Here is a 24,945-nt window from a genome sequence, read left to right as displayed (position 1 = left end):
TTGCACGAAAAAAAACCTACCTTATTGTAATTATTACGAATACATCTAAAACGTGATCGCCTCTTACTTTTTAATGGAATGTTGGTGGTATTTTATTAAAACGATATTTCATTATTTAGTGGGGTTAAGTATGCGTAGTGGTCTTGCTCTGTCATTAATGGCTTCCTGCATCACGTTGGGTATTCAGGCTGGTTCGGCACAAGCGGCCAGTTCCGTAAAATTCCCGGATAAAATCTGTGACGTCACGCAATACGGGGCCGAGGGCCACCGCCTACAGATCGCACTGAATACCCAAGCCTTCCAGAAAGCGATTGATGATTGTGCTGCGGCCGGCGGCGGAACGGTACATGTTCCTCGCGGTAACTATCTGGTCGATCCGCTGTTCCTGAAAAGTAACATCAGACTGGATCTGGCAAAAGATGCGACCATCGTTGCATCGACCGAAGTGGCGGCGTATCGCGCGACGGAACAAACCAAGTACGCTGAAGCGGAAAATGGCTGGCTTCCCTTTATCAGTATTGCCGATGCACAGAATGTGGCTATCACTGGGCAGGGCACGATTGATGGACAAGGCGCTGTCTGGTGGGAACGCTGGCGCGAGAATATTCGTGCAACCGGTAAGAAAGGCGGCACCGATCGTCCACGTCTGATTTATATCAAAAGCTCTAGTAACGTGCTGGTGGACGGCGTTACGCTCACGCACTCCCCGAGTTTCCACGTTGTGATGCGTTACTCGCATGATGTGGATGTGAACGGTACTCGGATTTTGTCGCCGTGGCATGCGCCAAACACCGATGCTATCGACCCGATCGACAGCCAGAATATCCGTATTACCAACAACTATATCGATTGTAATGACGACCACATCGCGATAAAAGCCGAGAAGCCGGATAGCCGCTTCCCGAATGGCGTCGTGGATAACATCTATATCGCCAACAATATCCTGAAGCAGGGGCGCGGCATCTCTATCGGCAGCGAAACCTCCGGTGGCGTGAATAACGTGCTGGTTGAAAATAACCAGTTTGAAGGTTCCATGTACGGTATCCGCATTAAAACCCTGCGTGGTAAAGGCGGAGAAGTGAAAAACATCACTTACCGTAATATCAAAATGGTGGATGTTGAAATCCCGCTGGTCTTTGCCGCTTACTACAAAGCTGCGCCGATTGTGCAGGCTGAAGTAGACAAGATGCTGGCCGAAGGCGGCTTCACGATGGGGGAGCAAATTTACCCGCCGGATACCGATCCAGAGCAGCCGTTTGATCAGTACAAGACGCCGCATTTCAGCAATGTGACGATCGAGAATCTGGAGTCGACCGGTAAGACTAAGGCTGCTGCATATATCATCGGCGTACCGGAAGCGCCGCTCAGTGGTTTCCACTTTGATAACGTGCGTATCGATGCGGATAAAGGTATCCGCGTGAGGAATGCGGAACTGCAAACCAAAGGCTTGGCGCTGAATGTGAAAGAAGGCCCGGTGATGCAGTTGGATAAAGGGGCGAAAGTCGATCAGTAATCGATTATGAAGCGGTAGCAGGGGACACACTGGCCGTGGAGTCCTCTGCTATCTGCTTCGCTTTGATGCTACATCGCCTGGCTGGTTATGTTCGTTTAATGGCGGGCATTAATCATGCTTGGCGATATCGGCAAAAGTAGCGCGCAGCAGGCGTGCCAGATCGTCGGCTGACAGCTCAATATCCAACCCACGTTTACCACCGGAAATGAAAATAGTACCGAACTGGCGCGCCGGTTCATCAATCACGGTCGGCAGCAGTTTCTTTTGCCCCAGCGGGCTTATTCCACCAACCAGATAACCAGTGACTCGTTGAGCGATGATCGGATCGGCCATATCCGCTTTTTTGGCCGACAGCGCGCGAGCGACTTTCTTGAGATCCAGCATGCCGGCGACTGGCGTGACGGCCACGGCGAGATTTTTTGCATCACCATTCAGAGAAACGAGCAGCGTTTTATACACCTGTTCTTTATTCAGCCCCAGCTTTCTGGCCGCTTCTTCGCCAAAATTGGTTTCGTCGCTGTCGTGGTGGTAGCTGTGTAGCGTAAAGGCGACTTTGTTCTTTTCGAGCAGATTGACTGCGGGTGTCATGATTTCACTATCCTTAACCCTGTAGCGGGCTTTATCTTGCGGACGCGGTTACGCGCCATAACGTGTTTTTCATGGAGTTGCGGTATGACCGTTTTTGAGCAGCGTGGGTAAATTCTCATCGCCATACAGATGCAATGCGCCTACGGCCACAACGTAATTGCCGGGTGGTAACGCCTGAAGCTGCTGTTGCCAGCGGCGGTTACGCTGACCCATCAGCAGGTCGGTCATTTCATTGCTGAACGTCGCGGGGATATCCGGCGTATATTTGCCGGGCCTGCTGTCTAGCCACCAACCGACCATCGTTTGTAGCAAATGCGCGTTGGTGCGCCAGTGTTTAATCGTATCCTCTAGCAACAGCAGGCCGCCCTGCGGCAGTTGTTGTAATAAATCAACCTGCGTCTGCTGACCTTCCAGCTCGATAACCTGAATACCGTGAGATTTCGCGGCGTTGATTAACTGATAATCGATGCCGTAGTCGGGACGTAAGCCCAGCAGCTGCGCCTGTCTCGCTTGCAGCATCAGTGCGGCCTGCCAGGCCGGCAGCGTACTGATATTGCTCTCATCGAAAGAAAGCGACTCACAAATTTTTTGCAGTTGGTGGTAGTTTTCCGAGCTAAGGCGCTGCATGAGCGGCGACTCGGCGTCACTGTGGCCGAAGGGGGAATGTGAATCGGATATATCAGCTTCGACGATAAGTGCGGTCGCCTGCCGGAGCTGTTGCAGCAGCGTATCGGGCAGCGGTGCCATATCTTTGCTACCCATATGAATACTACCGACCAGATGCAGTTGCCGTTCATTGGCAAGCTGAACGTCTATCGCCGGGTAGGCATAAGCCAGCGGTGAGATAAAGCCAAAAAAAGTCGCGATTCTACGCAGCAGTTGCCCCATGGGTTCCGTCTCCTGATATGGAATAACTATGCTAAACGCTAGACGCGGAACAATACAAGGTATACCGAAGCTGGAATGAGCGCGGTTGAATTGGTCTGGCTACAGGCGAGAAAAATCGTGACGATATTTAGCAAAGGAAAACGCGGCACGTTGTTGAGACGTGCCGCGTTTGCATTACTGACGTTTAGGTTTAAAACGCAGCAGGCGGTTGGCGTTGCTGACTACCGTGATGGAGGAGAGCGCCATCGCGGCACCGGCCACCACCGGGCTAAGTAGCGTTCCCGTCAGCGGGTAGAGTACGCCTGCGGCAATGGGAATCCCCAGCGAGTTATAGATAAACGCGCCCAGCAGGTTTTGCTTCATATTGCGCAACGTGGCATTGGAGAGCGCCAGCGCATCGGCGACGCCGTGCAGGCTGTGGCGCATCAGCGTGATAGCGGCGGTTTCAATCGCGATATCGCTGCCGCCGCCCATTGCGATACCGACATCGGCCTGTGCCAGTGCCGGTGCATCGTTGATTCCATCGCCAATCATCGCCACACGTTTGCCCTGAGCCTGTAGCTTTTTGATGGCCTCTGCTTTGCCGTCTGGCAGCACCCCAGCGATCACCTGATCGATACCCGCGTCTTTCGCGATGCTCTTCGCCGTAAGCGGATTGTCCCCCGTTAGCATGACGAGCTGATAGCCCTGCTGGTGGAGACGCTGTAAGGCGCTGACGCTATCCGTTCGCAGCGGATCGTGGATAGATAACACCGCAATGATGTGACCATTCGCCGCAAGTAGTACCGGTGTGATGCCGTGCTGAGCCTGTTCATTGATCAGCGCTTCACCTGCAGTGATATCGATCTGATGCTGTTTGAGCAGTGCCGGATTCCCCAGCAGCAGATCGGCGTCGCCGATCTTGCCACTGACGCCGAGGCCGCGCAGCGTACGGAACTGTTCGGCTGGGGTGAGCGTCAAATTCTCTGCGCGTTCAAGAATCGCTTTTGCCAGTGGGTGATTCGAGCCTTGCTCCAGCGAAGCCGCCCAGGCCAGCGCCTGTGCTTCCGTTACGTCACCGAAAGTATGAACTGCCACGACGCGAGGCTGCCCTTCGGTTAGCGTGCCGGTTTTGTCAAACACCAGCACATCCAGCGTGCTGGCCTGCTGCAAGGCATCGGCATCACGCACCAGCACGCCAAACTCCGCGGCACGTCCGACGCCGGAAATAATCGACATCGGCGTTGCCAGCCCAAGCGCACAAGGGCAAGCAATGATCAGGACGGTCGTGACGATAATGAGCGTGTAGACCATCTGTGGCTGCGGCCCCACGAAGAACCAGACTGCACCGCTGAGAAGCGCGATAGCCACGACGACGGGAACAAACACGGCAGAAATACGATCCGCCAACTGGCCGATAGCGGGTTTGCTGCTTTGCGCCTGCCTGACCAGTCGGATGATTCGCGATAGGGTGGTTTGGTTGCCGATTGCGTCTGCACGAAAAAGGACGCTGCCGTCGGAAACCAGCGTGCCGGCGTGAACCGTATCGCCGGACGTTTTGGCTTGCGGGATCGGTTCACCGGTCAGCATGGCTTCATCCACCCACACTTCACCTTGCAAAATCTCACCGTCGACAGGAATACGATCGCCGGTTGTCAGGCGCAGCGTCATGCCGGACTGCACGTCGGACAGCGGAATGGATTTCTCACCTTCCAGCGTCACGACGCGGGCGGTGGGGGGCGTCAAATCCAGCAGCCGTTCCAGCGCACGAGAAGATCGCTGACGAGCGCGCTGTTCCAGCGCATGACCGAGGTTGATTAAACCGATGATCATGGCGCTGGCTTCATAGTAAAGGTGACGCGCCGCCATCGGGAAAAGATCCGGCCACAGGTTAACGGTAATAGAGTAAAGCCAGGCGGCACCCGTTCCCAGCGCGACCAGTGTATCCATGGTTGCCGTACCATTTTTCAGGCTGCGCCAGGCATTACGGTAAAAATGATTGCCAGCGAACACCATCACCGCCAGCGTCAAAATACCGATGACCAGCCACGGCGTTTGGCTTTCTGGCGTCAGACTCATGCTGCCGCCCAGCACGCCCCACAGCATTAGCGGTACACCGAGCAGCAATCCCAGCGCGGCCTGCCATTGGAAACGGCGAATAGCCTGCTGAGACGTCTGCTGCTGGCGCGCGCGGCGTTCTTCTTCGTCCTGAATAATTTCCGCGCCATAACCCGCTTGCTCAACGGCAGCAATCAGCGCTTCCGGTTCGGCGTGACCGCTGACCAACGCGCTGCGCTCGGCCAGATTGACGCGCGCCTGTGTGACGCCGCTGACGTTTTGCAGCGCTGTCTGTACACGGTTTACGCAGCTGGCGCAGCTCATGCCCTGAAGCAGGAGCTGCACGCTGTCGTCATCGCGGGGGGCATGTATTGTTGTTGCCGGAAGAGTACTCTCGGCCGCTGGCAGCGCTTCCGGCGTCGTCGCTACCTGTGCCAGCGGCTCAGTTTTTGGGTGAACGTTCTCCTGCACGCTGGCGTGATAGCCGGCTTCTTCAATGGCACTAATTAGTGTCGTGGCCTCAACGTTGCCGTACACGGTTGCCTGCTCTTTGGTGACATCCGTCGCCACGACGCCGGGAATGGCTTCCAGCACTTTACGCGTAGCGGCGACGCAGTGATTGCAACTCAGGCCGGAAAGCTGGAGGGACACATCCGGCGTGGTAGCAAGCTGTGCTTCGTAGCCGGCCTGTTCAATGGTGTCGATCAACGTCTGCGAATCAATGTTGCCGCTGACGCTGGCGTACTGTTGGGTGACGTCGGTTTGTTCGACCGCAGGCAGCGCATCCAATGCTTTTTTAACGCGTTGGACACAGTGTCCGCAGGTCAGTCCCTGCAATGACAACACGATAGTTTGAGACATAATAATTTTCTCCCGTGATCACAGCCGGCGGTGAAAGACGTTGACCGGCCATCTGATTTCTACTAGTTATTGGGTAAGGTAAACCTTCTAGCAAGGGGAGGGTCAAGGGGGAAATCATGAATATCAGTGATGTTGCGAAAAAAACCGGTCTTAGCAGTAAAACCATTCGCTTCTATGAAGAGAAAGAACTTCTGACTACGCCGCTGCGTTCTGAAAATGGTTACCGCAGCTACGACGAACATCATGTCGAAGAGCTGACGCTGCTGCGTCAGGCGCGTCAGGTTGGTTTTAATCTGGATGAATGCCGAGAGCTGGTGACGTTATTTAACGATCCGCTGCGGCGAAGTGCGGATGTAAAAGCGCGAACCTTGCAGAAAGTGCAGGAAATCGAGATGCATATCGAAGAGCTGAAAACGATGCGTGAACATTTACTGGCCCTGGCGGAACAGTGCCCAGGAGATGGTGGCTCGGAGTGTCCGATAATCAACAATCTGGCGGGCTGTTGTCAAAAAGACTAGGTCAAAAAGGCTAGTGTCACAAAGGGGAGACAGGCTCCCCCAAATAATGGGTTATGTTAGTGCGTGGTCGGGTGCACATGCAGCGTGATACCGTCAACGGCAACCACTTCAACCCGCGTGCCGATGGGCAGATCTTGCTCTGATTTCACGCGCCAACTGCTGTCGCCGATGTTTACTCGGCCGAAACCGTTGATCACTGGATCGGTCAGCGTAGCGCGCAGGCCAATCAGTTGCTGCCCGCGCTGGTTGAGTGTCGATTGCGGGCGTGACAGCGTCCGTTTGCGCAGCCAATACCACCAGAGCAGTGCCGTAACGATCGTCAGAATGGCAAAAATCGTTCCCTGCCATGGCCAGCCCATCGGCATGACCCACGTTAGTAGCCCAACCAATACCGCTGATAAACCGCTCCACAGCAAATAGCCACTGGCGCCCAGCATTTCGGCGGCTAACAGCAGGCCGCCAAGCGACAGCCAGAACCAGTGCGCATTTTCCATCACCAGTTCAATGCCCATTAGTGACCTCTGCTATCTTTGCTGTCTTTAATCAGCTCCGTAATCCCGCCAATGGCGCCCATCAGATTGCTGGCTTCCAGTGGCATCATGATCACTTTGCTGTTATTGGAAGAACCAATCTGTTGCAACGCGTCAGTATATTTCTGGGCAACAAAGTAGTTAATCGCCTGAATGTTACCTGCTGCGATGGCTTCGGACACCATTTTAGTCGCCTGCGCTTCCGCTTCGGCTGCACGCTCACGTGCTTCGGCTTCCAGGAAGGCGGATTGGCGCTGGCCTTCGGCCTTCAGAATCTGCGACTGTTTTTCCCCTTCAGCTTTCAGGATCGCGGCTTGACGCACCCCTTCGGCTTCCAGAATATCGGCACGCTTGTTACGCTCTGCTTTCATCTGCGCATTCATGGCTGCAATCAGTTCCGCGGGCGGGCGGACGTCGCGGATTTCAATACGGGTGATTTTCACGCCCCACGGGTTTGTGGCTTCATCAACAATGTGCAGCAAGCGGGTGTTGATGCTATCGCGCTGAGACAGCATTTCGTCCAGCTCCATGGAACCCAGCACCGTACGGAAGTTGGTCATGGTGAGGTTCACGATAGCCTGTTCCAGATTGCTAACTTCATAGGCGGCTCGTGCGGGATCGATCACCTGAATAAAACACACGGCATCAATAGCCACATTGGCGTTATCGCGTGAGATAATTTCCTGAGAGGGGATGTCTAATACTTGTTCCATCATGTTGATTTTACGACCAACGCGATCCATAAACGGCACGACCAGATTCAGCCCTGGCATCAGCGTTTTGGTATAGCGACCAAACCGTTCCACAGTCCATTGGTATCCCTGAGGTACGATTTTGATGCCTGACCAGACGATGATGAGTGCAACAAAGATCAAAATAGGAATGACGGTAAGCATGTTTTAAAACCTCCAAGCTGTTTTATATCAGTCGAAAGACAATGTCTGCAGATAGTGTAACGCACTTGAGTATGAATGCGGGCAGGAAATGCGCCCGCCAGCGAGAGCTGTAGGGGGAGTGGCGGGAATTAGATATCGAGTTCAATGTCGCCCTGCGGCATACAGCAGCAGGGGAGGATTTCATCCTGTTGGATACAGGCCAGTGGGGTTTGACGATATGCCACTCTGCCTTTTATCAGACGTAGACGGCAGGAACCGCAATAGCCTGAGCGGCACTGATATTCAATGCTGACTCGGTTGGATTCCAGCACATCCAGCAGGGAAGGGCCGTCGTCTGAACAGGAAAACTGCGCACCGGATGTGCGCAGCGTGATCGTTGGATTGCTCATAAATTACAGTTGGAAATCGCTTAGGTCGTCGTCGCTGATTTCTGAATCGATCTGACCGACCAGATAGGAGCTGACTTCGACTTCCTGTGGTGCGACCTGCACGTTATCGGACACCAGCCAGGCGTTGATCCAGGGGATGGGGTTCGTGCGCGTCTGGAACGGCAGCGGCAGCCCAACCGCCTGCATGCGGATGTTGGTAATGTATTCCACGTACTGGCACAGAATATCTTTGTTCAGGCCAATCATCGAACCGTCGCGGAACAGGTATTCAGCCCACTCTTTTTCTTGCTGAGCAGCGAGCACGAACAGGTCATAACACTCTTGCTGACACTCTTCGGCAATTTGGGCCATTTCTGGGTCGTCATGGCCGGAACGCATTAGGTTCAGCATGTGTTGCGTGCCGGTCAGGTGCAGCGCTTCGTCGCGGGCGATCAGCTTGATGATTTTGGCATTCCCTTCCATCAGCTCGCGTTCTGCAAAAGCAAACGAGCAGGCGAAGCTAACGTAGAAGCGAATCGCTTCCAGCGCGTTTACGCTCATCAGACAGATATACAACTGCTTTTTCAGTGCATACAGGTCCACGGTCACGGTCTTACCGTTAACCTGATGTGTCCCTTCACCCAGCAGGTGATAGTAGCTGGTCATCTCAATCAGCGAATCGTAGTAACTGGAGATATCCTTGGCACGCTTCAGAATTTCTTCGTTTGTTACGATATCGTCAAACACCAGCGATGGATCGTTCACGATATTACGAATGATGTGTGTGTAGGAACGTGAGTGAATGGTTTCCGAGAAAGCCCAGGTTTCCACCCAGGTTTCCAGCTCAGGGATAGAAATCAGCGGCAGCAGCGCTACGTTTGGGCTACGCCCCTGAATCGAATCCAGCAGCGTTTGGTATTTCAGGTTGCTGATGAAGATATGCTTTTCATGGTCGGGCAGTGCCTGATAGTCGATGCGATCGCGGGACACGTCGACTTCTTCTGGACGCCAGAAGAAGGACAGCTGTTTTTCGATCAGTTTTTCGAAAATTTCATATTTTTGCTGATCGAAACGCGCAACGTTAACCGACTGGCCGAAGAACATGGGTTCTAACAACTGGTCATTTTTATTCTGTGAAAAAGTGGTATAGGCCATGAGTCTCTCCAAAAAAAATGCCGAGAGCATTTTTTAACGCCGCGAGTGAAGCACCCATAAAGGGCGGGCAGCGACGTTTGCGATAAAAGAGAAAGGCTGCATCGGCAGCCTTTCATTATTGGCTTAAATCTTACACGCGCCGCCTTCGCAGCCGTCGTCCTGCGGTTCTGCCAGCAGGTCGTCTTGTACATCTTCCGCGCCGTCACGGGTGTTTTGGTAATACAGCGTTTTAACGCCGAATTTGTAGGCCGTGACCAGATCCTTCAGCAGCTGTTTCATCGGGACTCGACCTGATGCGAAACGTGATGGATCGTAGTTGGTGTTGGAAGAGATCGCCTGATCGACAAACTTCTGCATCAAACCAACCAGTTGCAGATAGCCGTCGTTATTTGGCATATCCCACAGCAGTTCGTAAGAATCCTTCAGCGTTTCGTATTCCGGCACCACTTGGCGCAGAATGCCGTCTTTGGACGCTTTGACGCTGATGTGGCCGCGCGGTGGTTCAATACCGTTGGTGGCGTTGGAGATCTGAGATGAGGTCTCAGACGGCATCAGTGCAGACAGCGTGGAGTTACGCAGACCGTACTCTTTGATGTCGTTACGCAGCGCTTCCCAGTCGAGATGCAGCGGTTCGTTGCAAATCGCATCCAGATCGCGTTTATAGGTATCGATAGGCAAAATACCCTGCGAATAGGTGGTTTCATTGAACCACGGGCAAGCACCTTGTTCGCGTGCCAGCACATTCGACGCCTTCAGCAGATAGTACTGAATAGCTTCAAATGTCTTGTGTGTCAGACCGTTGGCGCTGCCGTCGGAGTAGCGCACACCGTTTTTCGCCAGATAGTAGGCGAAGTTGATGACGCCAATACCCAACGTACGGCGACCCATCGCACCACGTTCTGCGGCCTTGATCGGGTAATCCTGATAATCCAGCAGCGCATCCAGCGCACGCACGGCCAGCGTCGCAAGATCTTCCAAATCGTCTAAGCTATTGATGGCGCCGAGGTTGAAAGCAGACAGCGTACACAGCGCGATTTCACCGTTTTCATCATTCACGTCATTCAACGGTTTGGTCGGTAATGCGATCTCCAGACACAAGTTGGACTGGCGAACGGGGGCAATCTGCGGATCGAACGGGCTGTGCGTGTTGCAGTGGTCAACGTTCTGGATATAGATACGGCCTGTAGACGCGCGTTCCTGCATCATCAGGGAGAACAGTTCGACTGCTTTGATGCGTTGTTTGCGGATGCTGCTATCCTGCTCATATTGCACATACAGACGCTCGAATTCATCCTGATCGGCGAAGAAAGCATCGTACAGTCCCGGCACGTCAGACGGGCTGAACAGCGTGATCTCTTCACCTTTTACCAGACGCTGATACATCAGTTTGTTCAACTGCACGCCGTAGTCGAGGTGACGAACGCGGTTGCCTTCTACGCCACGGTTGTTTTTCAGTACCAGCAGGCTTTCCACTTCCAGATGCCACAGCGGATAGAACAGCGTGGCAGCCCCGCCGCGTACGCCGCCCTGAGAGCAGGATTTCACTGCTGTCTGGAAGTGTTTATAGAAAGGAATACAGCCGGTGTGGAAGGCTTCACCACCGCGAATTGGGCTGCCGAGCGCACGAATGCGGCCCGCGTTGATGCCGATACCGGCACGCTGGGAAACGTATTTTACGATCGCGCTGGAGGTCGCGTTGATGGAATCCAGACTGTCGCCGCATTCAATCAGCACGCAAGAACTGAACTGACGTGTTGGCGTACGCACGCCCGCCATGATTGGCGTCGGCAGAGAAATTTTGAACGTCGAGATCGCGTCATAAAAACGTTTAACGTAATTCAGACGCGTCTCGCGTGGGTAGCCGGAGAACAGGCAGGCGGCGACCAGAATGTACAGGAACTGGGCGCTTTCGTAGATATCACCGGTGACGCGGTTTTGTACCAGGTATTTCCCTTCCAGCTGTTTTACCGCCGCATAGGAGAAATTCATGTCACGCCAGTGATCGATGAAAGCGTCCATCTGGGCGAATTCTTCTTGGCTATAATCTTCCAGCAGGTGCTTATCGTATTTGCCCAGATCGACCATTTTGGTGACGTGGGTCAGCAGAGCAGGCGGCTCAAACTGGCCGTAGGCTTTCTTACGCAGATGGAAGATAGCCAGACGCGCAGCCAGATATTGATAATCTGGGCTTTCGCGGGAGATCAGATCGGCTGCGGCCTTAATGATGGTTTCATGGATATCAGAGGTTTTGATGCTGTCATAAAACTGAATGTGTGAACGCAGTTCGACCTGAGAAACGGAGACATTGTGTAAACCTTCTGCGGCCCAGGTAATGACGCGGTGGATTTTATCCAAATTGATTTTTTCTTTACTGCCATCGCGCTTGGTAACGAGCAAGCTCTGGTTCATGTTGGGATTTACCTATTGGTGAAAATAAAAAATATCCCCTGTTTATTCACAGACGTGCCTCTGTGACTAACTCTGTGGATAAATACTAGATATAGATATTTTTTAATAAATGGCTACTACATGGTGAGTATTTTAGTCTGGATTCGTTTGAGTACAAGGCTTGATTTTGGTGTTAATTTCAGGTTGCCGAACCGTTGGTTTCTCGAAATCCTGATTTTGTAAGGGCTAAGAGGATGTCAATATTCTGTAAAAAAAATAAGTCGTGGTCGTTTTGTTGGTTTTTCAGGTAAAACCTAGAAAATTGCGCGGTGAAAAACCACGCAATTTTTAAGAGTGTTCTTAATCGGTTCTATTTATCGTGCCGAGTGTGCAGCATGTAGTTCACGTCCACGTTTGGACCCAGTTTAAAATGGTCCGTCAGCGGGTTGTAGTGCAGCCCGGTGATATGCTTTTCACGCAGTGGTGTACTGTCAACCCAGTGCATCAGCTCTGCTGGTCGAATGAACTTTTTAATGTCGTGCGTGCCGCGCGGCACCATTTTTAGCACGTACTCAGCACCGATAACGGCCATCATCCACGCTTTCGCATTGCGGTTGATGGTGGAAAAAAAGACGTGCCCGCCCGGTTTGACCAACTTGGCGCAGGCCTGCACCACGGATTGCGGGTCGGGAACGTGCTCCAGCATTTCCATACAGGTGACGACATCGTAGAGGCCCGGATGCGCGTGTGCATGCGCTTCTACCGTTTCCTGCACGTAATCGACGGCGACACCGCTTTCCAGCGCATGCAAACGAGCGACCTGCAACGGTTCTGCGCCCATATCGAGCCCGGTGACGTCCGCGCCTTCACGCGCCATGCTTTCGGCTAAAATGCCGCCACCGCAGCCGACATCCAGCACTTTCTTGCCGAACAGGCCTTCCGCATGCTGAGAAATATAGCCCAGACGCAGCGGGTTAATGCGGTGCAAGGGTTTGAATTCACCTTCTAAATCCCACCAGCGTGAAGCGATAGCCTCAAATTTGGCAATCTCCTGATGGTCAACGTTCGGAGTTTGATTTTCTGCATTCATGTGTCATCACTGCCTTTCGTCATCTTTATCCTGCCGCGAGTATACTCCCTTCGCGCGGCAACATGCAGCCGTGTCCGTTTTCTCTAAAGGATATCTGAGGAATGAAGTCGATTGGGAAAACAGTCTGTTCAGCGCGGAAGGGAGTTTCCCCCGAAACGGCGGTTTGTGATATAATTTTTCACCTTTTGAACAGTTCACCTTATCTGAACGGTTCACGTTTCTGAACACGGGTAGATGCCTAAATAGAGGGATAGCGGCTCCATGAGCGACCTTGCCAGAGAAATCACACCGGTCAACATTGAAGAAGAGCTGAAAAGCTCGTATCTGGATTATGCGATGTCCGTTATTGTCGGGCGTGCATTACCAGATGTTCGAGATGGACTGAAACCGGTACACCGCCGCGTACTGTATGCGATGAGCGTACTGGGCAACGATTGGAACAAACCGTATAAAAAATCCGCCCGTGTCGTCGGGGATGTCATCGGTAAATACCACCCGCACGGCGACTCTGCCGTTTATGAAACCATCGTACGTATGGCGCAGCCTTTCTCACTGCGTTACATGCTGGTCGATGGTCAGGGCAACTTCGGTTCGATTGATGGCGACTCCGCTGCGGCGATGCGTTATACCGAAATTCGCATGTCGAAAATTGCTCATGAACTGCTGGCCGACCTCGAAAAAGAGACGGTCGATTTTGTGCCCAACTATGACGGCACCGAGCAGATTCCTGACGTCATGCCAACGCGTATTCCCAACCTGCTGGTTAACGGTTCTTCCGGTATCGCTGTCGGGATGGCAACGAACATTCCACCGCACAACCTGACAGAAGTCGTGAACGGCTGTCTGGCATATATCGACGATGAAAACATTAGCCTTGAAGGGTTGATGGAACACATCAAAGGCCCAGATTTCCCGACGGCGGCGATCATCAACGGCCGACGCGGCATTGAAGAAGCCTATCGTACCGGGCGCGGTAAAATTTACATCCGTGCGCGTGCTGAAGTAGAAGCGGACGCGAAAACTGGACGTGAAACCATCATCGTGCATGAAATTCCGTATCAGGTGAACAAAGCGCGCCTGATCGAGAAAATTGCCGAGCTGGTCAAAGATAAGCGTATCGAGGGCATTAGCGCGCTGCGTGACGAATCCGATAAAGACGGTATGCGTATCGTCATCGAGATTAAGCGTGACGCTGTGGGCGAAGTGGTACTGAATAATCTGTACTCTCAGACGCAGCTTCAGACGTCATTCGGCATCAACATGGTCGCTCTGCATCAGGGCCAGCCGAAGATCATGCCGCTCAAAGACATTCTGGCCGCATTTGTGCGCCACCGTCGTGAAGTGGTGACGCGTCGTACCATTTTTGAACTGCGTAAAGCCCGTGACCGTGCCCACATTCTGGAAGGTCTAGCTATTGCGCTGGCGAACATCGATCCGATTATCGAACTGATTCGCCGCGCGGCGTCACCTGCTGAAGCGAAAGTCTCGCTGATCGCACAAGCCTGGGAATTGGGCAGCGTGGCTGCGATGCTGGAACGTGCCGGCGATGATGCTGCGCGTCCAGAGTGGCTGGAGCCAGAGTTCGGTATCCGTGACGGTCACTACTACCTGACGGAACCGCAGGCGCAGGCGATTCTGGATCTGCGTTTGCAGAAGCTGACCGGCATGGAGCACGAGAAGCTGCTGGATGAATATAAAGCGCTGCTGGCGGAGATCGCTGAGCTGCTTTATATCCTCAATAGCCCTGAGCGCTTGATGGAAGTCATCCGCGAAGAGCTGGAAGCGATCAAAACGCAATACAGCGACGAGCGTCGTACGGAAATCACGGCGAACACCGCTGACATCAACATCGAAGATCTGATCAACCAGGAAGATGTTGTCGTCACGCTGTCTCACCAAGGTTACGTGAAGTATCAGCCGCTGAGCGACTATGAAGCCCAGCGTCGCGGTGGTCGTGGCAAGTCTGCTGCTCGTATTAAAGAAGAAGACTTTATCGATCGTCTGCTGGTGGCCAACACTCACGACACGATTCTGTGCTTCTCCAGCCGTGGTCGCTTGTACTGGATGAAGGTCTACCAACTGCCGGAAGCCAGCCGCGGTGCGCGCGGTCGTCCGATCGTCAACCTGTTGCCGCTTGAGCCGAATGAACGTATTACCGCGATTCTGCCGGTTCGTGAATACGAAGAAGGCCGCCATATCTTCATGGCCACCGCGAGCGGTACCGTGAAGAAAACGGCGTTGACGGAATTCAGCCGTCCACGCAGCGCGGGGATCATCGCGGTTAACCTGAACGAAGGTGACGAGCTGATTGGTGTTGACTTGACCGACGGTAGTGATGAAGCGATGCTGTTCTCTGCGGAAGGCAAAGTGGTTCGCTTCTCCGAGCAGGCGGTGCGCTCGATGGGCCGTACGGCAACGGGCGTCCGTGGTATCAACCTGCAAGGCGAAGATCGCGTCGTTTCTCTGATCATTCCTCGCGGCGAGGGTGATATCCTGACCGTCACGCAAAATGGCTTTGGTAAGCGAACTGCTGTCAATGAGTACCCTACCAAGTCGCGTGCGACGAAAGGGGTTATCTCTATCAAGGTCAGCGAACGTAACGGTAAAGTGGTTGGCGCGGTCCAGGTTGATACCGCAGACCAGATCATGATGATCACCGATGCCGGAACGCTGGTGCGGACTCGCGTGTCTGAAGTCAGCATTGTTGGCCGTAACACACAGGGTGTCACGCTGATTCGTACGGCGGAAGACGAGCATGTTGTCGGCCTACAACGCGTTGCCGAACCGGTAGAAGATGAAGAGTTAGATGGTGTAGTAACCGTTGAAGGCGAAATCGCCGAAGACGATGATGCTATCGACGACATTGATGGCGATGATGATATTGCTGAAGATGACGAATAAGTCTTTTTCTTAAGCCGGAACGAGTAGAGTAAGCCAGCGCGATGCGCTGGCTTTTTTTATCGACTCTCGGTAGTGTATCAGCCAACGGGTTCTCCCATAATTCAACGGTATCCACTTGAAATATCTCGCCTCATTCCACACCACATTAAAAGTTTCCCGCTATTTATTTCGGGTTCTGGCGGTCATGTTGTGGGTATTGGGGGCGTTGATATCCATTTTTTATGTCACTAAAATATTGAATGAAAAAGAGTCAGAGCTGCGGCAGGCGTATAATCTAAGCTTTGATCAGTCGCAGGGTTACATCCGACACGCATCGGATATTGTGCGTGAACTCCAGTATCTGGCGGCAAATCGCCTAGTGCTGGCAAGAGAAAAAGCAGAACCGACAACGGAAGACGGTCCCAGTGTTTCTGCCTACGCGTTTGCTCCTGGCGCAACCTGTTCCACGCAATATGGCGGGAATGCGGCACTGCTCTCGTTGAGTCATTTTTTCAACGGCTGGCAGGATAATTTCTCTGCTGTCTACGATCTTAACCGGGTTTTTTTTGTCGGCGGCGATCGGCGCTGTATGATTGATTTTGGCATTCGTAAACCGTCGATCGATCGCGATAATTTGCTTAAAAACGTGCAGGATCGGTTTCAGGAACAGAAAAAGAATCGAACCCAAACTGGACGTGATGAAACGCTTTATTGGATCACGCCCGCGTCTATCCCCGATGTTGGCTATTTATATGCCCTGACGCCGATTTATGTAGATAATAAGCTGGAAGTCATCATGGGGATTGAACAGACGATCCGCCTAGATAACTTCGTCACCATGGGTAAATTTCCGATCAATGCCAGGCTGCTGGATCAATATAATCAGGTGGTTTTACAGTTTTCCGATAACAAAGAGCGCTACGTTTCTTCGGTAGACAGCTATCCCTCCGATCATAACTATTTTGGCTATGTGAATGGCTATGATGAACTCATTCTGAAGAAGCTGCTGCCGCCGACGTCCTTCAGCATCGTGTATTCGCTGCCGTTTAAGGTGCTGCTTTCCCATATCAGCGCACTGATGATCAACATGATCGTGCTGAATACACTTTCGGCTATTTTGCTGTTTGTACTGGCGCTAGTGTTCGAGCGGAAAATGCTGTTGCCTGCGGAGGTGAATGCATTCCAACTGGAAGAGAATGAGCAATTCAACCGCAAAATCGTGGCGTCAGCACCGGTAGGGATTTGTATCCTGCGTATTAATGACGGCACAAATATTCTCAGTAACGAGCTGGCGCACAACTATCTTAACCTGCTTACCCATGAGGATAGGCTGCGAATTACCCGCATCATTTGTGAGCAGCAGTCCAAGTTTGTGGATGTCATGACCAGCCGTAATCATCACCTGCAAATCAGCTTTGTCCATTCACGCTATCGTAATGAAAATGTGGCGATTTGTGTGCTGCTGGACGTCAGTGCGCGCGTCAAAATGGAAGAGTCGCTACAGGAGATGGCGAATGCCGCCGAGCAGGCAAACCAGTCTAAATCGATGTTTCTGGCTACCGTCAGTCATGAATTACGTACGCCGCTGTACGGGATTATCGGTAACCTGGATTTACTGCAAACCAAATCGCTGCCGCAGGATGCCAATCGTCTGGTTGCCGCGATGAACAACTCTTCCTCATTGCTGCTGAAAATCATCAGCGATATCCTCGATTTTTCCAAGATTGAGTCGGAGCAGTTGAAGATCGAAGCGTGTGAGTTTGCACCGCATGAAGTCATCAGCCACATCACCAGCAACTATCTTCCGCTGGTGGTCAAAAAACGCCTGACGCTGTACTGCTTTATCGATCCCAACGTACCAGTCAGCCTGTTTGGCGATCCCGTACGTTTACAGCAGGTGTTATCTAACCTATTGAGTAATGCCATCAAGTTTACGGACACGGGTTGCATCATTTTCGAAGTCGGCTGCCGCGATGGTTATCTGGAATTTGTGGTGCGTGATACCGGCGTGGGCATTCAGCCGCGCGAGGCGGTGAAGCTGTTTGACCCGTTCTTCCAAGCTGGGAGCGGTGTTCAGCGTCATTTTCAGGGGACGGGCTTAGGGCTGGCGATTTGTGAAAAACTGGTCAATCTGATGGATGGCGATATTACCATTGAGTCGGAACCTGGGCTCGGCAGCCTGTTTGGTGTCAGAATTCCGCTGTATAAAGCGCATTATGCTCCCGTGGCGATCAACGCCAGCCTGCAAGGAAAAATGTGCTGGTTGAGGATACGCAATGCTCGGCTGGAGGCTTATCTGCTGACGCTGTTGCAGGAACAGGGGTTGCAGGTGGTGCGTTATCAGAATCAAGCCGTGTCGCCTGAGGATGTGATGATTAGCGATTACGTGTCAGAAGAGGCCGTTAACGTTCGGGCGCATATCGTGATGAGTGGCGCACATACTGGGTTAGCACAGGAAGTGAGCGACGGGCACTGGGTGCAAGGGACGTCCACACCTCAACATCTGCCTGATTTGCTAGAGAAAATCTATCGCTCAGAAAGCGAGGATAGGGCTCGCGCCGAGATTTCCCCGCCGCTGACCAACTACGTACGGGTTGAGAATGGTGACATTATGATTCTGGTGGTTGACGATCACCCTATCAACCGTCGACTGCTGGCGGATCAGCTCGGTTCTCTGGGCTATCAGGCGATGACGGCGAATGATGGCGTAGATGGGCTGAGCGTGTTGAGTAAAAATCATATTGATATCGTGCTAACGGATGTCAACATGCCGAATATGGATGGTTATTTGTTCACTCGACGTATGCGCAAGCAGGGGTTACGTTTCCCTGTTATCGGCGTGACGGCAAATGCGTTGGCAGAAGAAAGAGAGCGTTGCCTCGGGGCTGGTATGGATCACTGTTTGTCAAAACCGGTTACGCTGGATACGTTACAGCAGGCGTTGGCGCATTACAGTAACGTGGCGCGTCAGGCGAGAACCTCTGTGAAATAACCTGCACCAGCGGCTGCCAGTGCAGGAGAGGAAATCCTTAGTCTACCTGCGTCGCACCGCCGTTAACGGAGGACAGGTAATTCAGCAGGGCGATATCGTTCTCGACGCCCAGCTTGGTCATGGCTGACTTCTTCTGGCTACTAATCGTTTTGATACTGCGATTCAGTTTTTTGGCGATTTCGGTAACCAAAAAGCCTTCTGCAAACAAACGCAGCACTTCACTTTCTTTCGGGGACAGGCGTTTGTCGCCGTAGCCGCTGGCGCTGATTTTTTCCAGCACTTTGGATACGCTATCCGGCGTGAATTTCTTCCCTTTTTGCAGGGCAGACAGCGCTTTGGGTAAATCGGTCGGCGCACCCTGTTTCAATACGATGCCTTCGATATCCAAATCCAGTACCGCGCTCAGAATCGCCGGATTATTGTTCATGGTAAGAACAATAATAGAGAGATGGGGAAAATGGCGCTTAATGTATTTAATGAGGGTAATACCATCGCCGTATTTATCGCCTGGCATGGATAAATCGGTGATTAAAACATTAGCGTCCAGCTTAGGTAGGTTATTGATCAGCGCTGTTGAGTCTTCAAATTCGCCAACCACATTGACCCATTCAATCTGCTCAAGCGATTTTTTGATGCCAAAAAGAACAATAGGATGGTCGTCGGCAATAATTACGTTTAAGTTACTCATCGTTTTGGTTACTCATCTTGTTGGCTACCTTGCTGCCCTTTAGGTTCTACTGGGGATAGTAATGCACTGACAAACCTCTCAATTTCATGAAGGTTAGCCTCGATCTGTTCACTATCATGCGCGGTAATATGCTGTTCAAGCTGTTCACACAACTGTTTGCCAGGATGCAGATTAAGCATGGCAAACACGCCTTTCAGCCGGTGTGCCGTCTGTGAAAGCGACGGAAAATCGCCTGCTTCCACTTCAGTATACAGCCTCTTTAAATCATCCGGTACTGTCTCCACGAACAGCGAGTAATAGTCGCTTGCTGCTAATTGTGCGGCGTAAAATTCGACATTATCCGGTTCCCCTTCCTGTAGCGCATCGGGTGATGTTTCCAGTTGTAGCTCAATCAGCTTAAGTAATGCCTCCAGCAGGAGGTGGCTGATATTATAATTCACCCGCAAACGGCGCGGGCCCAAAGGCGTTACTGTGTTATCGTCATGACTCAACAGCAGCGTATAATCTGCTTTTTTCTCCGGGTCGTCAGTCATGCAGATATCTGCTTCCTGATTAATCTGGCGTTCATCGCTAACCAGATAATTGGCACCCCAGCCCGTCAGCATATTGCCGACAATATGCTGTACTTCATCAGACGTCACATCCAGCAGAACGGTAATACCATCCAGCAGCTTTTCTTCCTCAACGGGAAGCGCTTCCGGCTCCAGTTTTAGCGTCAGAATATAGTGTGTACCTAATCCGGCCTTACTGTTGATAGTTAACGCGCCGCCCAGTTTATTACAGAGTTGATTGCACAAAAATAAGGTCAATCCTGAATTTTGTCCGAAACGATCGGACGTCGCAGGATGGAGGAAAGGGTGCCGAATATTTTCCTGCTCTTTGCCTGAAACATTCGTTCCCGTATCGCTGATCTGAATAATCAGCGTATCCGACTCATTATTTTTTCTATCAATCGACACCGTAATCTTGCCGTAATCCGTATTGGTCACCGAATAATTCAGCAACAGCGCCAGCGTCTTTTTCAACAGCTCGGCATCGCCCACGTAGGTTTGATTCATATCCAGATTGTAATGATGGAATAGGGTCAGACCTTTTTGATTCAATCGTGGCAGCAGCTCAAGGAGAACTTGGTCGATAACCGTCAGCAGTGAAAAACTCTCGTTGACCACGTTCCATTCCTGCGCTTCCAGCTTTTCGTGCAAGGCGATATTTTCCAGCAGTTCAATCGCACAGCGGGTATCCGCCGTTAGCTGATCCAGCGTAGGTGTTGGTACGGTTGCTGTCTCGCTGTGGCGTAGCGCCTGAATATGTTGTCGTAGTGAAATCAGCGGCTGTTTGAATTCGCTGAGCAGATTTTGGAATAACCGTTTTCTGGCATGAATATTCTTTTCGTATTCACGCTGTGCGAGCAACAATCTCCGCTGTACCAGAATTTCTTTATCCTGTTCACGCAGCAGGAAGAGGCAATAGTCAGGTGAATATTGGCTGCGGATTTGACGTATTTCATACATCTCATTATTAATTGTGACCTGAATGACGCCCTGATGCTCGTCCGCCATATTGGTGATTTTTTGCAGGCTCAGGTGCGGAAGCAACTGCTCTGCGCGCTCATTCTGTATGACGACTTTATTGTTATTGAAATCATAAACCAGCACGCCCATCGGGATTCTGCCCGTTGTTTCGCGGTAAATATCCAGCGTCTTTTCCAACTGATGCGAGACATCTTCGCTGGGATGCGCATACTGTCGACGGAAAAGATAAAAGCCGACGATGGACAAACACAGCAGAACCAGATTCAGCAGCAGAAACCAGACGTTATTACGCAATGAATCAATAATCAGGACTTTTATTGGCACCTGAAAAACAATTTTTAGCGGCGCATTCACGAGCGTGGCGGAAATTTCAAGATTCGAGCCGTGAAGCTGCACGTCAGCCGTGCCTTCGCCATTATTGTTATCCGTATTGCTGGCCGCTGGCGTATCCGGCTTCAGCATAAGATGCTCACGCGGAATGGTGTCTGGGATTAAATCGTTAATCGGTAAATCGAACGCCAGAATCGTCGCCAGATGGCCCGGCTGATTGAATGTGGTGCGCAGCGTAAAATAGTAGTCGTTATAGAAACGTAATTTACGCAGCGGGGAAAAACTTTCGCGTTCGTCTAATACATTCGCCTGTTGCAGCATTTCTGTCCGACGGGCTTCGGCGATGACCGTAATATAATTCCCGCGGAACTGCGAGGAGATATCTTTCAGCGTCTGTGTGGAAATCATCGTCAGGCTGTTGTCGATGCCATTCAGGTAATACATGGAATAGACGCTATTCTCCGCACCCCAAAGAATATCAAGATAACGTGATATCCGGCGAACCGAGGTGAGCGTCCCTTTATCGTGTTGCCCAAAAATCAATGCATCCGTTTTCTGACCGTTTTTTTCTACGTAGAAAATATTCGGCATTAAATTAATCGCGGTAATGTTGGTGTCGCTCGCGGCCGGTTCGCTGTTCAGGCTGCCATATATTTGATAGGTGAAAAAACGATAGGTATCGACGCGTTTTTGTATGCCCTGGGCGATGGTCGTCAGCGAGTGTTTTTTGTCCGCCAGCAAATCGGTGATGTGGCTATAGCCGAACGTTCCGGTAATCAGGAGCGAGAGCACCGTAAGGAGTGAAAAATAACGCAGAATCATGGCTGGCATCAATTAACGCTCCTGATTAGCGGATAACGGCACGCGCGCTGGCGCTAACGCCCAGCAATAGCAGTGCGACAAACCCGAATGCGGTAGCCAAATTGCTGAACTGTGCAATAAAGCCAAGAATGGTCGGGCCGATCAGAATACCTGCATAGCCCACCGTGGTAATGGAGGCGATGGCCAGATTCGGCGGCATGATCTTTTGATTCCCCGCTGCGCTGAACAGGATCGGCACCACATTCGATGCGCCGATGCCCACCATCACAAAGCCAAGAACGGCGGTGATCGCATTATCAATGCTGATCGTTAACACCAGACCGAGTGCGGCGCAGAGGCTGCCACCGGTCAGAATCGCATAGCGGCCGAGCGCATTAACGATGCGATCGCCGTTCAGCCTGCCCAGCGTCATCGCGACGGAGAATGCCGCATAGCCCATGCCCGCCTGCGCGCCACTCAGGTGGCGTTCAACCGTTAAAAAGAGGGCGCTCCAGTCCAGTATGGACCCTTCGGCTAAAAACATGATGAAGCACAGTGAGCCAATGAACATCACCCAACCGCGCGGGATGACAAACAGCGGGCCGTCGTCATCTTGATTTGTGGTGCGCAGCAGGTGTTTGTGCGCGGTTGCCATCACTATCAGCATGAGTGCGACAATCGCCAGAATTGCCATAAGCGGAGACAGGCCAAGCCACAGCAGAGCGCTAACACCCCCTGCACCGACAATCCCTCCGATGCTAAAGAAACCATGAAAGCCTGACATCATCGCCCGGCCGCTGGCCCGTTCGACGATGACAGCCTGAATATTCATCGCGACATCAATCATCCCCATGGATGCGCCGAAAAAGAGCAACGTTATCGCCATCAGAGGTAGCGTTTCCGCCTGTGTCAGCGCGGGCAATACCAGACAAAGCAGCACACTTGCCAGCAAAATAACGCTGCGGCACCCGAGTTTACTGGTGAGAAAACCGGTCAGCGGCATGGCTAAGAGTGAGCCAATACCGAGAGAAAGCAGCAACATCCCCAAAGAGGCATCACTGATAGCCAGCCGCGTTTTGACAAAGGGCACCAGCGGCGCCCAGGAAGCCATAGCAAAGCCCGCAACAAAGAAAACGAGGCGCGTGGCTGCCTGTGCTTTCTTACCTGGCAGATTCTGATTAATGCATAACGGGGTGGTATTCAGTGTTGTACTCATCCTGAACGCGGCTATCCGGTCGATATAACAAGGGCCTATGTTTACCATAATTAGTGGTCTGAATGAAAAGAATCCTGGTGTGCGGTGTTGGCGCAAGGGAAGAAGAGAAGCGTGGGGCAGTGAGGCGGACAAAAAAATGCCGATTAGATAATCGGCAAAAGAATCGGTCAATTGAAGCAATAATGATGATGGAGTGGGATTTTAAAGCGATGCGCGCGACCCGTTTTGCCGTTTGGTGCGATTTCAGTCCGTGCTCACCGTTATGGTCTTGCGTAACCTCTCACCCACGGCGTGTTTTTTTCCCGTATAATCCCCCACTTTGTGTTAGGTCTCCGGGGTAACGGTGAAACAACTTTCCGACTTGCTGCGGCATCTGCAGCAGGCTTTGCGCGAGCCACAGCCTGAATGCGCAGGTTTCAGACAAATAACGCGTTCATTACGTCTTAGCGAAACGTCTGAGCTATTGCCGTGGTTGGCGACTCAGCCAGTGTACCCCCAGTTCTATTGGCAACACCGTCAGGATCGTGAAGAAGCCGCCGTGTGCGGCAACGTGTGCGGATTTCGCCACATTCAGGATGCTGAGGCATTCCTCGTTCAGCAGCAGTGCGATCCCGATGTGCGCATCTGGGGGCTGAACGCGTTTAATCAAACGAAAGAGGACGGGGCTTCTTCACCCGGCTACCTGTTTTTGCCCCGTGCGGAACTGCGGCGTCAGGATGATACGCTTAGCCTGACTATTAACCTGTTCAGTGACACGTCATTGCAGCAGGATGCCATTGAAGCCTCGGCGTTTATTAACCTGCTTCTGCCGCCCGCTCCACAGCCTCTTTTACATGCGGAAGTGCAGTCCGTCGGGCATCAGCCGGAGCGTCAGGGATGGATCGATTTGCTCCAGCGGGCGCTGCATGACATCAATGCTGGGCTGATGGAAAAAGTGGTTCTGGCGCGGGCGACCACACTCACGTTGACGCAGCCGCTACAGGCCACCACCTTTATGGCCGCCAGCCGTGCGGCAAATCACCACTGTTTCCATTTCATGCTGGCGCACGATGCGCGCCATGCGTTTCTTGGCTCCAGCCCAGAGCGGCTTTATCGCCGTCGGGGTAGCGAACTGGAAACGGAAGCGCTGGCGGGAACGGTGGCAAGCGACCGCGATGCGCGCAAAGCTGCGGAACTGGCCGACTGGTTGATGAATGACACCAAAAATCAGTGCGAGAACATGCTGGTGGTGGATGATATTTGCCAGCGGCTACAGCAGTCCGCGCTGTCGCTGGATGTCATGCCGCCGGAAATTGTGAGTCTGCGTAAAGTACAGCATCTGCGCCGTACCATTCACGCCACGCTGCGCACTGCATCCGATAGCGCGTGCCTGAATGCGTTACAGCCCACGGCCGCCGTGGCGGGCCTGCCGAGGCAAGAGGCTCGCCGTTTTATTGCTGAACATGAACCGTTTGAACGTGGTTGGTACGCGGGTTCCGCAGGTTACCTTTCGCGTCAGCAGTCTGAATTCAGCGTGGCGCTACGTTCGGCCGAAGTGCGAGATCATGTTTTAACGCTCTATGCCGGTGCCGGAATTGTGGCGGGTTCTGATCCAGAACAAGAATGGCAGGAGTTAGAAAACAAAGCAGCAGGGCTAAGATCCCTGTTAGACGGTGATATGTCATAGTTTTGTTT

Annotated in this window: 17 protein-coding genes; 5 read left to right on the top strand and 12 right to left on the bottom strand. The window is 52.4% G+C overall.

Annotated elements, in window-relative coordinates:
• Positions 1-130: 130 nt before the first annotated feature.
• Complete coding sequence (locus IG609_RS14650; RefSeq protein ID WP_193397532.1) at positions 131-1,513, top strand: glycoside hydrolase family 28 protein; 1,383 nt, start codon at positions 131-133, stop codon at positions 1,511-1,513.
• A 108-nt stretch (positions 1,514-1,621) separates the two neighbouring features.
• On the opposite strand, the gene ybaK is transcribed toward IG609_RS14650, so the two are convergent.
• From ybaK to copA, 3 genes are all read right to left on the bottom strand, one after another.
• Positions 1,622-2,101 (bottom strand): Cys-tRNA(Pro)/Cys-tRNA(Cys) deacylase YbaK, encoded by a 480-nt coding sequence (gene ybaK / locus IG609_RS14645; RefSeq protein WP_014914564.1) that lies wholly within the window; start codon positions 2,099-2,101, stop codon positions 1,622-1,624.
• A gap of 69 nt (positions 2,102-2,170) precedes the next feature.
• Positions 2,171-2,989, bottom strand: coding sequence for a TraB/GumN family protein (locus IG609_RS14640; RefSeq protein ID WP_193397531.1), 819 nt, complete (start codon positions 2,987-2,989; stop codon positions 2,171-2,173).
• Positions 2,990-3,163: 174 nt separating this feature from the next.
• Positions 3,164-5,887, bottom strand: coding sequence for a copper-exporting P-type ATPase CopA (gene copA, locus IG609_RS14635; protein WP_193397530.1), 2,724 nt, complete (start codon positions 5,885-5,887; stop codon positions 3,164-3,166).
• Positions 5,888-6,003: 116 nt separating this feature from the next.
• Here copA and cueR point away from each other — a divergent pair, with 116 nt between their 5' ends.
• On the top strand, positions 6,004-6,405 hold the full coding sequence (cueR, locus tag IG609_RS14630) for a Cu(I)-responsive transcriptional regulator (protein WP_193397529.1): 402 nt from the start codon (positions 6,004-6,006) through the stop codon (positions 6,403-6,405).
• Between the two features lie 56 nt (positions 6,406-6,461).
• On the opposite strand, the gene IG609_RS14625 is transcribed toward cueR, so the two are convergent.
• From IG609_RS14625 to ubiG, 6 genes are all read right to left on the bottom strand, one after another.
• A complete protein-coding gene (locus IG609_RS14625; RefSeq protein ID WP_193397528.1) occupies positions 6,462-6,917 on the bottom strand; it encodes an NfeD family protein in 456 nt (151 codons plus the stop codon).
• Positions 6,917-7,831, bottom strand: coding sequence for an SPFH domain-containing protein (locus tag IG609_RS14620; protein WP_039274670.1), 915 nt, complete (start codon positions 7,829-7,831; stop codon positions 6,917-6,919). Before IG609_RS14620 ends, IG609_RS14625 begins: the two co-directional genes overlap by 1 nt.
• Before the next feature lie 128 nt (positions 7,832-7,959).
• The gene (gene yfaE, locus IG609_RS14615) at positions 7,960-8,220 is read right to left on the bottom strand and encodes a class I ribonucleotide reductase maintenance protein YfaE (RefSeq protein WP_102116736.1); all 261 of its coding nucleotides are present in this window, start codon (positions 8,218-8,220) and stop codon (positions 7,960-7,962) included.
• 3 nt (positions 8,221-8,223) lie between these two features.
• On the bottom strand, positions 8,224-9,354 hold the full coding sequence (nrdB, locus tag IG609_RS14610) for a class Ia ribonucleoside-diphosphate reductase subunit beta (protein ID WP_193397527.1): 1,131 nt from the start codon (positions 9,352-9,354) through the stop codon (positions 8,224-8,226).
• A gap of 123 nt (positions 9,355-9,477) precedes the next feature.
• The gene (nrdA, locus tag IG609_RS14605) at positions 9,478-11,763 is read right to left on the bottom strand and encodes a class 1a ribonucleoside-diphosphate reductase subunit alpha (protein WP_193397526.1); all 2,286 of its coding nucleotides are present in this window, start codon (positions 11,761-11,763) and stop codon (positions 9,478-9,480) included.
• Positions 11,764-12,112: 349 nt separating this feature from the next.
• Entirely contained in the window at positions 12,113-12,832 is a 720-nt protein-coding gene (gene ubiG, locus IG609_RS14600; RefSeq protein WP_193397525.1) for a bifunctional 2-polyprenyl-6-hydroxyphenol methylase/3-demethylubiquinol 3-O-methyltransferase UbiG, read from the bottom strand.
• Positions 12,833-13,093: 261 nt separating this feature from the next.
• On the opposite strand from ubiG, the gene gyrA reads away from it, so the two are divergent.
• Together gyrA and rcsC are read left to right on the top strand one after the other, a co-directional pair.
• Positions 13,094-15,733, top strand: coding sequence for a DNA topoisomerase (ATP-hydrolyzing) subunit A (gene gyrA, locus IG609_RS14595; RefSeq protein ID WP_193397524.1), 2,640 nt, complete (start codon positions 13,094-13,096; stop codon positions 15,731-15,733).
• Between the two features lie 115 nt (positions 15,734-15,848).
• Positions 15,849-18,704, top strand: coding sequence for a two-component system sensor histidine kinase RcsC (rcsC, locus tag IG609_RS14590; RefSeq protein ID WP_193397523.1), 2,856 nt, complete (start codon positions 15,849-15,851; stop codon positions 18,702-18,704).
• Between the two features lie 37 nt (positions 18,705-18,741).
• Here rcsC and rcsB read toward each other — a convergent pair whose 3' ends face one another.
• From rcsB to IG609_RS14575, 3 genes are read right to left on the bottom strand one after another with little or no spacing between them, the layout of a single operon-like run.
• On the bottom strand, positions 18,742-19,392 hold the full coding sequence (gene rcsB, locus IG609_RS14585; protein ID WP_102116730.1) for a response regulator transcription factor RcsB: 651 nt from the start codon (positions 19,390-19,392) through the stop codon (positions 18,742-18,744).
• Between the two features lie 8 nt (positions 19,393-19,400).
• Positions 19,401-22,085, bottom strand: a complete 2,685-nt coding sequence (gene rcsD, locus IG609_RS14580) for a phosphotransferase RcsD (RefSeq protein ID WP_193397522.1) — start codon at positions 22,083-22,085, stop codon at positions 19,401-19,403.
• 16 nt (positions 22,086-22,101) lie between these two features.
• Entirely contained in the window at positions 22,102-23,271 is a 1,170-nt protein-coding gene (locus IG609_RS14575) for an MFS transporter (protein ID WP_193397521.1), read from the bottom strand.
• A gap of 343 nt (positions 23,272-23,614) precedes the next feature.
• Here IG609_RS14575 and menF point away from each other — a divergent pair, with 343 nt between their 5' ends.
• Entirely contained in the window at positions 23,615-24,937 is a 1,323-nt protein-coding gene (gene menF, locus IG609_RS14570) for an isochorismate synthase MenF (RefSeq protein WP_193397520.1), read from the top strand.
• Positions 24,938-24,945: the final 8 nt, after the last annotated feature.

Source organism: Pectobacterium quasiaquaticum (genome assembly GCF_014946775.2).
Classification (GTDB): domain Bacteria; phylum Pseudomonadota; class Gammaproteobacteria; order Enterobacterales; family Enterobacteriaceae; genus Pectobacterium; species Pectobacterium aquaticum.
The sequence above is the reverse complement of the archived record's forward strand: the minus strand, read 5'-3'. Positions and strand labels throughout refer to the sequence as shown.

Excerpts from the sequence above, each read along its gene's own strand:
- IG609_RS14650 (WP_193397532.1), top strand. The coding sequence starts at position 131 with ATGCGTAGTGGTCTTGCTCTGTCATTAATGGCTTCCTGCATCACGTTG.
- ybaK (WP_014914564.1), bottom strand. The coding sequence starts at position 2,101 with ATGACACCCGCAGTCAATCTGCTCGAAAAGAACAAAGTCGCCTTTACG.
- IG609_RS14640 (WP_193397531.1), bottom strand. The coding sequence starts at position 2,989 with ATGGGGCAACTGCTGCGTAGAATCGCGACTTTTTTTGGCTTTATCTCA.
- copA (WP_193397530.1), bottom strand. The coding sequence starts at position 5,887 with ATGTCTCAAACTATCGTGTTGTCATTGCAGGGACTGACCTGCGGACAC.
- cueR (WP_193397529.1), top strand. The coding sequence starts at position 6,004 with ATGAATATCAGTGATGTTGCGAAAAAAACCGGTCTTAGCAGTAAAACC.
- IG609_RS14625 (WP_193397528.1), bottom strand. The coding sequence starts at position 6,917 with ATGGGCATTGAACTGGTGATGGAAAATGCGCACTGGTTCTGGCTGTCG.
- IG609_RS14620 (WP_039274670.1), bottom strand. The coding sequence starts at position 7,831 with ATGCTTACCGTCATTCCTATTTTGATCTTTGTTGCACTCATCATCGTC.
- yfaE (WP_102116736.1), bottom strand. The coding sequence starts at position 8,220 with ATGAGCAATCCAACGATCACGCTGCGCACATCCGGTGCGCAGTTTTCC.
- nrdB (WP_193397527.1), bottom strand. The coding sequence starts at position 9,354 with ATGGCCTATACCACTTTTTCACAGAATAAAAATGACCAGTTGTTAGAA.
- nrdA (WP_193397526.1), bottom strand. The coding sequence starts at position 11,763 with ATGAACCAGAGCTTGCTCGTTACCAAGCGCGATGGCAGTAAAGAAAAA.
- ubiG (WP_193397525.1), bottom strand. The coding sequence starts at position 12,832 with ATGAATGCAGAAAATCAAACTCCGAACGTTGACCATCAGGAGATTGCC.
- gyrA (WP_193397524.1), top strand. The coding sequence starts at position 13,094 with ATGAGCGACCTTGCCAGAGAAATCACACCGGTCAACATTGAAGAAGAG.
- rcsB (WP_102116730.1), bottom strand. The coding sequence starts at position 19,392 with ATGAGTAACTTAAACGTAATTATTGCCGACGACCATCCTATTGTTCTT.
- rcsD (WP_193397522.1), bottom strand. The coding sequence starts at position 22,085 with ATGCCAGCCATGATTCTGCGTTATTTTTCACTCCTTACGGTGCTCTCG.
- IG609_RS14575 (WP_193397521.1), bottom strand. The coding sequence starts at position 23,271 with ATGAGTACAACACTGAATACCACCCCGTTATGCATTAATCAGAATCTG.